Origin of the sequence: Clostridium lapidicellarium, assembly GCF_041224415.1 — a bacterium.
Lineage (GTDB): Bacteria > Bacillota > Clostridia > Clostridiales > Clostridiaceae > Clostridium_B > Clostridium_B lapidicellarium.
The window spans coordinates 1-10,514 of sequence record NZ_JBGFFE010000042.1; the positions used below are offsets into that span (position 1 = coordinate 1).

General features: G+C 33.0%; 10 protein-coding genes and 1 tRNA gene. 10 read left to right on the plus strand and 1 reads right to left on the minus strand.

What is annotated here, in order from left to right; all coding sequences use genetic code 11:
- Positions 1 to 43: 43 nt before the first annotated feature.
- The 9 genes from AB8S09_RS15435 (at position 44) to AB8S09_RS15475 (ending at position 8,588) form a co-directional block, all read left to right on the plus strand.
- Positions 44 to 119: transfer RNA gene (locus AB8S09_RS15435), tRNA-Lys, on the plus strand.
- Positions 120 to 636: 517 nt separating this feature from the next.
- Entirely contained in the window at positions 637 to 2,688 is a 2,052-nt protein-coding gene (locus AB8S09_RS15440) for an ABC transporter permease (protein ID WP_369869503.1), read from the plus strand.
- Between the two features lie 245 nt (positions 2,689 to 2,933).
- Entirely contained in the window at positions 2,934 to 3,425 is a 492-nt protein-coding gene (locus tag AB8S09_RS15445) for a DUF1648 domain-containing protein (RefSeq protein ID WP_369869504.1), read from the plus strand.
- A 132-nt stretch (positions 3,426 to 3,557) separates the two neighbouring features.
- Positions 3,558 to 4,343: a CPBP family intramembrane glutamic endopeptidase gene (locus AB8S09_RS15450; protein ID WP_369869505.1), complete on the plus strand. Its 786-nt coding sequence runs from the start codon at positions 3,558 to 3,560 to the stop codon at positions 4,341 to 4,343.
- Positions 4,344 to 4,655: 312 nt separating this feature from the next.
- Positions 4,656 to 4,841 carry a hypothetical protein gene (locus AB8S09_RS15455; protein ID WP_369869506.1) on the plus strand — a complete coding sequence of 62 codons (186 nt, stop codon included), beginning with the start codon at positions 4,656 to 4,658 and terminating at the stop codon, positions 4,839 to 4,841.
- Between the two features lie 244 nt (positions 4,842 to 5,085).
- On the plus strand, positions 5,086 to 6,117 hold the full coding sequence (locus AB8S09_RS15460; protein ID WP_369869507.1) for a M20/M25/M40 family metallo-hydrolase: 1,032 nt from the start codon (positions 5,086 to 5,088) through the stop codon (positions 6,115 to 6,117).
- Complete coding sequence (locus tag AB8S09_RS15465) at positions 6,108 to 7,112, plus strand: zinc-binding metallopeptidase family protein (protein WP_369869508.1); 1,005 nt, start codon at positions 6,108 to 6,110, stop codon at positions 7,110 to 7,112. The genes AB8S09_RS15460 and AB8S09_RS15465 overlap by 10 nt, the downstream gene beginning before the upstream one ends.
- 26 nt (positions 7,113 to 7,138) lie before the next feature.
- The gene (locus AB8S09_RS15470) at positions 7,139 to 8,095 is read left to right on the plus strand and encodes a zinc-binding metallopeptidase family protein (protein WP_369869509.1); all 957 of its coding nucleotides are present in this window, start codon (positions 7,139 to 7,141) and stop codon (positions 8,093 to 8,095) included.
- A 46-nt stretch (positions 8,096 to 8,141) separates the two neighbouring features.
- On the plus strand, positions 8,142 to 8,588 hold the full coding sequence (locus AB8S09_RS15475) for a VanZ family protein (RefSeq protein ID WP_369869510.1): 447 nt from the start codon (positions 8,142 to 8,144) through the stop codon (positions 8,586 to 8,588).
- Here AB8S09_RS15475 and AB8S09_RS15480 read toward each other — a convergent pair.
- Positions 8,585 to 9,193 (minus strand): uracil-DNA glycosylase, encoded by a 609-nt coding sequence (locus AB8S09_RS15480; RefSeq protein ID WP_294185114.1) that lies wholly within the window; start codon positions 9,191 to 9,193, stop codon positions 8,585 to 8,587. The two genes, AB8S09_RS15475 and AB8S09_RS15480, sit on opposite strands and share 4 nt — an antisense overlap.
- A 144-nt stretch (positions 9,194 to 9,337) precedes the next feature.
- Between AB8S09_RS15480 and AB8S09_RS15485 the strand changes: the two genes are divergently transcribed.
- Positions 9,338 to 10,474: a pyridoxal-phosphate-dependent aminotransferase family protein gene (locus AB8S09_RS15485; RefSeq protein WP_369869511.1), complete on the plus strand. Its 1,137-nt coding sequence runs from the start codon at positions 9,338 to 9,340 to the stop codon at positions 10,472 to 10,474.
- Positions 10,475 to 10,514: the final 40 nt, after the last annotated feature.

The following is a 10,514-nucleotide window of genomic DNA, read 5'->3' on the forward strand; positions in this document are numbered from 1 at the left end:
CCCTGTGGGAGAGCAGGTCGCTGCCGGATATATTTATATATATGGTTCACTAGCTCAGTTGGTAGAGCACATGACTTTTAATCATGTTGTCCGGGGTTCGATTCCCCGGTGAGCCACCAAAGGAAGTATGTTGATATACTTCCTTTTTTATTTGTAAAAAATCTAATATGTAGTAAGAAAAAACATTTTTTATGAGCAAATTTCCAAACTCCATCTGAACCTAAGAATCACTCGATTTTTTAATGTTGTCTTCATAAGCATATCCTGTCAATCACATTTTTATCTGTGTCAATGTCTTTAAACGATTCTCTGGCTATGGGAGGTCCTTCAATTTCCTGATAGTTTCCCGCTGAACTGTTGTATTTTCTCTCGCTTTCTTTAATTCCTATATCATGCAGTATGGCGGCTATTTCCAGTATAAGCAGGTCATTTTTATTTAACTTTTCCAGCTCACCTAATGTGGCTTGTTATGTTCATGATAATTTTCTCCTTGTGGTTTATATTCTATTGATTTTATTATAATATTTTTATAGTGACAATGGTATCAAATTTAAATAACCCTTTGAGAGCGTAAAGAGAAAAAATTCCAATTATCCGGACATATCCTTAATTTACGCAGATTCCAAAGCAGCAGATATGACAAATATTAAACTGGAGAAGGGTAGGCTTCCACAAAAAAGCACTGAAATAGCCCTGGAAAAATGGGTACTTGAAAAATTAGATGTAAAAAGTGCTTTAGGGGAAACCATACATATTGAATATGGAAATACCTCTTCAGCTGCAGACTTTGTACTAAGTGGTATATTGAAGGACAGTACAATGCACAAGCAGCAAAACGTGAGTACAGGGCTGGTGTCAAAAAAATTTGTATATGAAAACTTGCCAAATGTAAAAAAGGACTGCTTTGTAAGGATAAAAAACCATAGAGACGTGGAAAAGAGTATCACTGACGTAGGTCATAGTATTGGGATAAAAGACAAAAATATAATCAAAAACTCCATGTATATAGATGCCTCAGGAGGAGATCCCATGATGCTGGCAGCGTTTGCCGTGATAGCAGTAATTGTTGTTCTGACGACAGTGGTGGTCATATATAATATATTTTATATATCCGTTATTGAAAGGATAAAACAGTTCGGGCTGCTTGCAGCAGTGGGAGCCACCAGGAAACAGATCAGAAAGATAATATTCAGGGAAGGACTCCTGCTGTCTGTGGTAGGAATTCCACTGGGCATTATACTTGCCCACATTGCTGCTTTTATGATTGGGTATCTTTTTTCACAGATTTCTAATATAAGAATGAAGTCCTCTCCATACATTGTGATTGTATGTGTATTTATAAGTCTGGCTGCAGTGGCAATCTCTCTTATAAAACCAGGGAGGCTGTCTTCAAAGATATCTCCTGTAGAATCTATGAAATACAGTAGTGTAAAGATAAGTTCCCGTAAAAGTGAGAGGGCTTCCTTAAAAAAGATATCCATAGCTAAAATTGCTCAGCTGAATCTGTGGAGAAATAAGAAGCGTACGATTATGACCATGCTTTCTCTGACCATGAGCGGAGTTTTATTTATCATAATGTGCAGTGTTTTAAAAAGCATGAATGTAGACAATATGGTCAAGCATGATTTTAAATATGAATTTGATCTTTCGGTTACAAATACCTATGGAAGTCCATTGAATAAAAAATTGATTGATGATATAAAAAGCATGGATGGAGTGAAAAATGTCTATATCAAGAAAAATACATTAAATGTTTTTGTAGACAATGCACGCAGCATTCTATATGGATATGATGATTATATGCTGAACAGGTTAAATAAGTATCTGATAAGAGGGAATATATCCAGCGAAAATCTGAAAAACAGAGATGAAGTTCTCATAGTGGGCAGAAAAAATCAAAACGGCAGCGTTACCTGTAAATACAAGGTTGGGGACAAAATCCCTTTTTCAATCAGGAAAGAGGACAGCAGCGCTAACTTGAGAGAGGTCATGAATAAAGAGTTCACCGTAGCAGGTATATTAAGTGACAATATTGCAGGCTCCGGCTGGATTGTGGGAGGGTATGAATTTATAACTCATGAGGATGTATTTACAAAGAAAGAATTTAAAGACAGCCTGGCAGATAACAGGGACAACAAATTAACTGACATTTATATAGATATAGACAGCAGTAAATTTGAGGCCATAAAAAGCAGGCTCAAAGCCATAGTAAATAGGGACAGCAGGATAATGTATGAGTCAAATACGGACTGGAAGAAGGAACTGGAAAATCAGTTTATGGCAATAGAGATAACAGCAATGAGCTTTACGGGAATAATAGCCCTCATAGGAATTTTGAATCTCATAAATACCATGATCACAAGCATACTCACAAGAAAAAGAGAGTATGGAATGCTCCAGGCAGTGGGGCTGTCAAACAAACAGCTGAGACAGATGCTTCAGATAGAGGGCATGTACTATGCTGGTATAAGTTCTTTACTGTCGGTGATTTTTGGAACCGGTCTTGGATACCTCTGCTTTAAACTGTTTAAAAAGGCAGGAGCGGATTATGCAGAGTATGAATTCCCTTTGATACCTATATTTGCAGTTATTGTGATGTTTATTTTACTGGAAATACTGATAACCTACCTCATTGAAGGCAGATTAAAAAAGGAATCCATAATCGACAGAATCAGGTACAGCGAATGATGTCATCAAGTGATGCTTAGGCAACTGGTATTGTTAAATTTATTGATTAAAAATAGTAGCCACTATTTGCAGATAGGGCTACTATTTTTTATTGCTTTAATTGGTATTATTTTATATATTTAATATGTTATTGCCTAAAGCTATTGATATATTGTCTTATATAGATGAGCTAATATGATATAATATCTATAAGTAAAAGTAAGTTTTATGATATAGTAATAAATGGGAAAACAGGAGGATAAAGAGTGGAAAAAAGACCTAAAATTAAAATCCATTATTCGATTTATGAAATAATAATAGAACTTATTAGTATTATAGCGATATTTATCAATATTTATTTATTATTAAAATACTATAAACTACTACCAAATGTTATACCTAAACATTTTAATGATGCAGGTATACCTAATGGATATGGCAATAAAAGTTCTATATTTGTACTTGCTGGTATAAGTTTTATAATGTATATTTTTCTAACTATTTTAAATAAATTTCCACATGTATATAATTATCTAAAACCAATAACTGAAGAAAATGCAGAGTATCAGTACAGGTGTGCTAGACAATTGATTATTATGATTAAAGCAGAATTCATGATAATATTTACATATATCGAATGGAATAATATTAAAGTCGCTTTAGAAAAAAGTAGTAGTTTAGGTACATGGTTCCTTCCAATTGTTTTAATAGTTATTTTTGGTACACTTTTAATATATATTAGAAAATGTTTAAAATAGTTTTGACACAATATTTATATGTTATTTACTAACTTAACTAGAGTAAAAATATTCTGGCTTTATTTTATTTAAAAGTACTATAAACCACCATTTATGGTACAATTGATTAAAATGATCGGGAGCGTTAATAATATGAACTTTTTAAGAGACATTATAAGCCGGGGTGTATTTTTATTGATTTCAGGACTAATCGTGTATATTTTAACTTTAAAACTAGGATTTGAGCACAAAGAATATAATTTTAATGATCCAAGAAAATCCGGATTACATGCTTTCGCTGCAGTTTGTATAAGTATTTTTTTAATTACACTTATAATATTTTTTATAAGCTATACTGGTAAATCAAATACTGGCGTACAAACAAGTATAACGTATAATTTTTCCATTGTCCTGTTAAATGCATTATTGTATTTAATAATTATAAGCCCTATATTATTAACAAAAAAATTTTTTGAACAATCCTGGGCAAGTACAGGGGTGTCAAGACATAATCTGAAAAAATCAATTGGTATTGGCACAATTTCAGGTATTATATTTATAATATTGTCGCTATTTTATATGAACATAAATATCAATAAAGTAATAACTCATTTAAACATTAGCCATTTTTGGGCGTTATTAAACTGTGCTGTAATTGGATTTTCTGAAGAGTTCATGTTTAGGGGATATTTACAAACCCGTTTGATTGCATGGATGGGAAAAAACAAAGGATGGATGGCCGCTTCTATTTTAATGGCTTTAATGCATTTACCTCAAAGAATTTTTATTGGGAAAATGACTTTAACTGAAACTCTTACGAGTATGTTTGGTTTAGTTTTTTTCAGTTTGTTCCTGGGATATATGATGATTAAAACTGAAAATGTCACTGCACCGTCTATATTTCATGCTTTATATGATTGGGGATATACACTGGTTTAGTTTTAAAGTATATAAAAAAGTGGGTATTTTTCTATGCTCGCATACTTAAAATATTGAAATTTTAACTATAACGGCAAAAATAAATATACCTACTAAGATTAGCAATATTCCATCGGATTTTTTATTTTGTTTATAAAAATATATTCCATGCTTTTTATATTATAATAACATAAATGCTAGTTTCTAGCTGTAGCTTTTTTAATATGATATAATATTTATGAGAAAATAAAAGATTTTTAGTTAGCCATCTTCCAGGTTTTATTTCTCACAAAGAGGTCATTGCGGTTAATTGACAGCAGGGGGGGTGGCAATATGAGCGATACTGCGATTATAGTAATATCTATATCTGTATGTATTACAGCATTATGCTTAACAGCTATGGTGATTGTAGGAACATATCTAAAAGATAAATTAGTAATCAAGGGTAAATCTTCAATTGGTAAGTTAACTGAAAATGAAATTTCTATAACTGCCGAAGATAAAAACTCAAAAAATTAAAATGCACCCAGTCCAATAAGTGCATTTTTAACTAAAATTTAAAAAACTATTGAAAACCGCCATGGCTTCTTTTAGATATATTATAGCACATTTTCGGAAAAATAAACTGGATTTTGAAATAAATTATTGTAAGTTATAATAATTTATTTTTTTATTTGCTTTTGACAACTTATTTTTTAATAACGATTGTCTCTTATGATTATACTATAATTAAATTACCAATATATTTAGCTGGAGGTATAAAATGGAAGATATGGATTTTTTAAAAAAAATTTGTGAAGCCGATGCACCGAGTGGGAGAGAAGATTGGCTGTACTCTATCATAGAAGATGGTTTTAAAGAATTTGGAGATATAAACATGAGCAAACTGAATAATATTTATATACATAAAAAAGGAAAAAATTCCAGTAAAATAATGATAATGGCTCATGCAGACGAAGTGTTCTTGATGGTAAGTGAGATTTCAAGAGAAGGATTTCTAAAATTCAAAGCTGTGGGAATAGACCCCAAAAGTCTTGTATCCCAGCAGGTTGTCATTCATGGAAAAGAGAGGATAGATGGAATTGTAGCTTTAAAACCTGCATATGATGATAAAGACAGGAATAAGATCAAAATGGAAAATCTGTATATAGACACCGGATATGATTTTGAAAAATTAGATGATTTAGTGAGTATAGGGGATTATATTACCTTAAAGAGAAATATGATTCAGCTTCTAAATGGAAATGTGTGCGGTAAAGCCGTGGATAATAGGGCAAGTATTGCAGCCATGTATATATGTGCAAAAGAACTCAAAAATGTTACTCCGGATTTGAATATTTGTTTTGTATGCTCCTGTCAGGAGGAAGTTGGACACAGAGGTGCCGGCATGGCAAGTTATGAAATAAAACCAGATATAGGTGTAGCAGTTGATGTGACCTTTGACGGAGGAATGTTCGGAGATACTGACAGGGAAAACAAATTAGGGCAGGGCCCTGTTATCTGCACAGGACCTAATGTGAACCTCAAGCTTAGGGATAGAATAATAAGGACTGCAGTTGAATATAATATTCCGTATCAGATTGAAGTTGAGCCGGGGAATACTGGGACAGATGCCTGGGACATTCAAACTGCTGTAGGGGGGATACCTACGCTTTTAGTGTCTATTCCAATAAAATACATGCATACATCAGTAGAAGTTGTAAATCTGAAAGATATTAAAAATACAGGAAGACTTTTAGCAAGATTTATTCAGGAATTGAAAGAGAATGAATTGGAGGGATTATTTTGCTTTTAGAAAAATTCTGTAATTCTGCAGGACCATCTGGAAATGAAAATGAAACAAGAAAAATTATAATGAACGAACTGGGAGCATTCACTGAAAATATAGATGTAGATAGAATGGGGAATATCATAGTCTATAAAAATAGCAGCTCTAGTTCCTTAAAAGTGATGGTCGTTTCTCATATGGACGAGTTTAGCCTTATAATAACGGGATATAATGGAGATGGTACTTTAAGATTTTTACCAGTAGGTTATGTGGATAAAAATTCACTGCCTTGTAAGACCGTTAGAATTGGAAATAAAGAAATACCGGGGGTTATAGGAATAAAGCCGATACATCTTCAAAATAGAATGGAAGTAAATAAAAGTTTATCCTGTGAAAATATGTGTATAGATATAGGTGCTTTTTCTGAAGAGGAATGTAAAAAAATTGTCTCATTAGGAGATCTCGTAGTATTTGATAATAAATTTTCTCAATTTGGAAATGAATTTTTTGAGGGGAAAGCCCTGAATGATAGGATAGGTTGTTCCATACTTGTAGAATTGTTAAAAGAGAATTATAAATGTAATCTTTATGGGGTGTTTAATGTACAGGGACGTATAGGACAGAGAGGAATATATGCTGCAGCTTATAATATTAAACCGGATGTAGCCATAATTTTAGATACTGTAAATGGCACTGATGAATTCGAAACTCCGGATTGTTCGAGAACAATTAAATTGAAGGAGGGACCTGTAATACCTTTTAAAGGCGGTGAGTCCATATTTGACAGAGGTATTGTGAAATCTATAAGAAATCAAGCAGCTAATATGGATATCCCTTACCAGAAAACCGGGGATACTCAAAAAGAGGGAGAACTTAAGGCAGTTAACCTTGCGGCGGAGAGTTGTAAAATTTCAGCTGTGCTAGTACCCTGCAGGTATATGAATTCCAACATATCCTTATGTAGTAAAGATGACTGTCATAATACGTTCAATCTTTTAAAAAATTATTTGAAAAAATTATAATATGGATTTGATTATAGGGAGGAAAGGTGAGAATTTTGGATAAGCTTTTGATAGAGCTGATTAATTCTTTTGGAATTAGCGGCAAAGAAGATGAAATTAAGCAGGTGATAAAAGATTATCTAAAGGAGATGGATCTGAGTACATATGAGGATGATGCGGGTAATGTAATAGTAAAATTGGGTTCTGGAAAGAGTAAGATCATGCTGTGCTCACATATGGATTCAGTTGGATTTATAGTGAATCATATGGATGACAGTGGAATGATAAAAGTGGATAGTATAGGCAATTTTGATAAAAAGAACATATCTCACAGCTTTGTAAGGTTTGACAATGGCACTTTGGGAAAAATATATGCTTGCTCTAAAGGTGTGTTTATTGACATTGGAATGAAAAACAGGAAAGAGGCACTGGAAAAGGTGAGAGAAGGAGATATAGCATACATTGTAGGGCCTTATTTAAAGGTAGGGGATAATAATGCCATAAGCCCGCTTTTACATAATAAAGTGGGATGTTATATACTTTTGAGACTTATAAGGGAAATTGAAATAAAAGATGGAATTGAGGTTGATTTTGTGTTTACTTCGCAGGGAGAAATTGGGGGAATAGGAGCAAGAGCTGCAGCGAATAGCATAAATCCCGATTATTGTATAGTAGTTGGAACGGAAAAGGCAAGAAGTGTGGAAAGATCGGACACAAATATAGCTGTGGGAGAAGGTCCTGTGCTTAAGATCATGGATAATTCCCTTATAATGCATAGAGATATAAAAGATATGCTGGAAAATGCAGCTCAAGAGGCAAATGTGAAAATTCAATATAGCATAACTACTTCTAAATCCGAAGGAGGATTGGTTCACAAAGAAAGATCCGGTATAAGAACTGGAGAAATTGCAGTACCCTGCAGATATAAATATTCTGCTTCGGAGATGGTGTCTATTGATGATATAGAAGATACTATAAAGGTATTGAAGCAATTGGAAAATTAATATTTAGTTTTTGATTAAAAATTACATGAAAGGCTTAAGTTGTAAAATGAAAAAGTTAAAATGGATTTTAGTAATATTGTGGATGGTGATAATATTTGCTTTTTCTAGTCAGGAAGCGGCTTTATCAAATGGTAAAAGTGAGTTTGTTATACAGATGTTTCAGACACTGGGTCTTGATTTAAATAAAATATTTGGAGGTCAGGCTAATTTTGTAGTGAGAAAAATTTCTCATTTTATGGAATACTTTATATTGGGAGTGCTGTTATTCAATGCAGCAAAGGGAAAGTTCAAGTTAAGGAAGTTGAGTTTATTTTTAATTTTAATAGTGTTTTTATATTCCTGTTCGGACGAATTTCATCAATTATTTGTATCTGGGAGAACCAGTCGAATAAGAGATATATTGATAGATACCGCAGGAGGAATTGTGGGATTTTTTCTATGCTATTACATAAGTAATAGAAATGGAAGAAAAAAAGCCTGTCAGAAAACTTAAAAACTACGAGGATTATTTAAGATGTCCTTTAATTTAATCCAATCTGTTTTATACATAGCTTTAAAATTTTCATTTCTGTTGTAAGTTAAAGCAGATGGATGGTACATTGGGAATATGTATTTTTTAAGCTTTTTATTAAAATATATATTTCCATGACACTCTCCTATAGAGCTGAATTTGGTGAATATTTTTAGAGGTGTGTTTCCCAGAGTTATAATTATTTTAGGATTTACCAATCTAATTTCTTCATTTAATATATCACTAAATAATTTTATCTCAGAAATTTTAGGGGTTCTATTACTTACAGTTTCCCTTCCGTTCTTACCTTTCTTTATTTTGATAGGCCTGAAAAAACAGCTGTTTGTTATTCTTACCATTTTCCTTTCTAAATTTATTAGATTCAGATATTTTTCAAAGGTTTTGCCTGCCATGCCAACGAAAGGTTTACCTTGTTCTACTTCTGTTTTTCCAGGGGCTTCCCCTATAAATAATATGTCGCAGGGAATGGGACCGTCTCCCGAAATATATCCTCCTGTAGGAGAACCTTTGTAGTTATTACATATATTTTTGATTTTTTCACTGAGTATCTTTTCTGTATTTTTCATGAAAAACTTCCTTCCTAATTATCTATCGGATTAATTATATTTTCTTACATTTTAACATATATATACTTCTAATTTGTACCCATACATTTGCAAATAAATATACTGATGCTATAATGCTGTTAAATTGTTTAAGAGGTGATTTTGTTGAAAGTTCCATGTATAATGACTCCAGGCCCTACGGAGGTTAGAGAAAATGTGAGATTGGCTAGAAGTGTGAGATGTACAAATCCTGATTTGGATATTAATTTTTATGACTTTTATAGAAAAACCTGTGAAAAAATAGGAGAATTTTTAAAAACCAAAAATCAGGTTAGGATACTGTGTGGTGAAGGAATGCTTGGTTTAGAGGCTGCCTGTGCTTCCCTTACTGAAAAGGGGGATAGGGTGCTTGTAATTGATAATGGGATATTTGGAGAAGGATTTGCAGATTTAATCAGGTTATATGATGGTGATGTAGTATTTTTCAAGGGAAATAGAAGAGAGGGAATAAATTCTGTAGATTTAAAAAAATTTTTGGATAAGGACAATGATTTTAAATATGCGACAGTTGTGCATTGTGATACCCCCTCGGGAGTATTAAATGATCTGTCCAGGATTTGTCCTATGTTAAAGGAAAAAGGTATATTGACATTGGTGGACAGTGTTTCTGCTATGGGTGGTGAAGATCTAGAAGTTGATAATTGGAAGATAGATATAGTTGTAGGCGGATCGCAAAAATGTATTTCTGCACCTCCGGGTCTTTCACTGCTGAGTATTAGTGAGGATGCGTTTTCTATGATGAAAAATAGAAAGAATCCTATAAAATCTTTTTATTGTAATTTATTGATCTGGGAAGACTATTATGAAAAAAAGTGGTTCCCGTATACTCCACCTATAAGTGATATAATTGCGTTGAGAACTGCAGTGGATAATGTTTTAATGGACAGAAATGTTTTGGAGAGGCACAGGAAAATTGGAAAGGGAGTTAGAAAAGCTGTTTTGAATGCCGGGTTGAGTTTATATATAAAAAGTGGATATTCAAATACGGTGAGTGTCATTGAAGTGCCAGATGGTATGGATGAAAAGAAATTGAGGCAGTACATGGTGGATAATTTCAATGTTATGATAGCTGGTTCTTTTGGATATCTGCAGGGTAAGGTGCTTAGGATAGGACATATGGGTGAAAATGCAAGAAAAGGCCGTGTGGCTTATACTTTGTATTCTCTTCAAAAAGCTTTGGAGCATTTTGGGTTTAGATGTAAATGTGATATGGCCCAGTGTTTTTTAAGTGAACAGGTATAGTTTTATAGTGCAACTTTGCCTGGGGTATCGTGATGCAAGA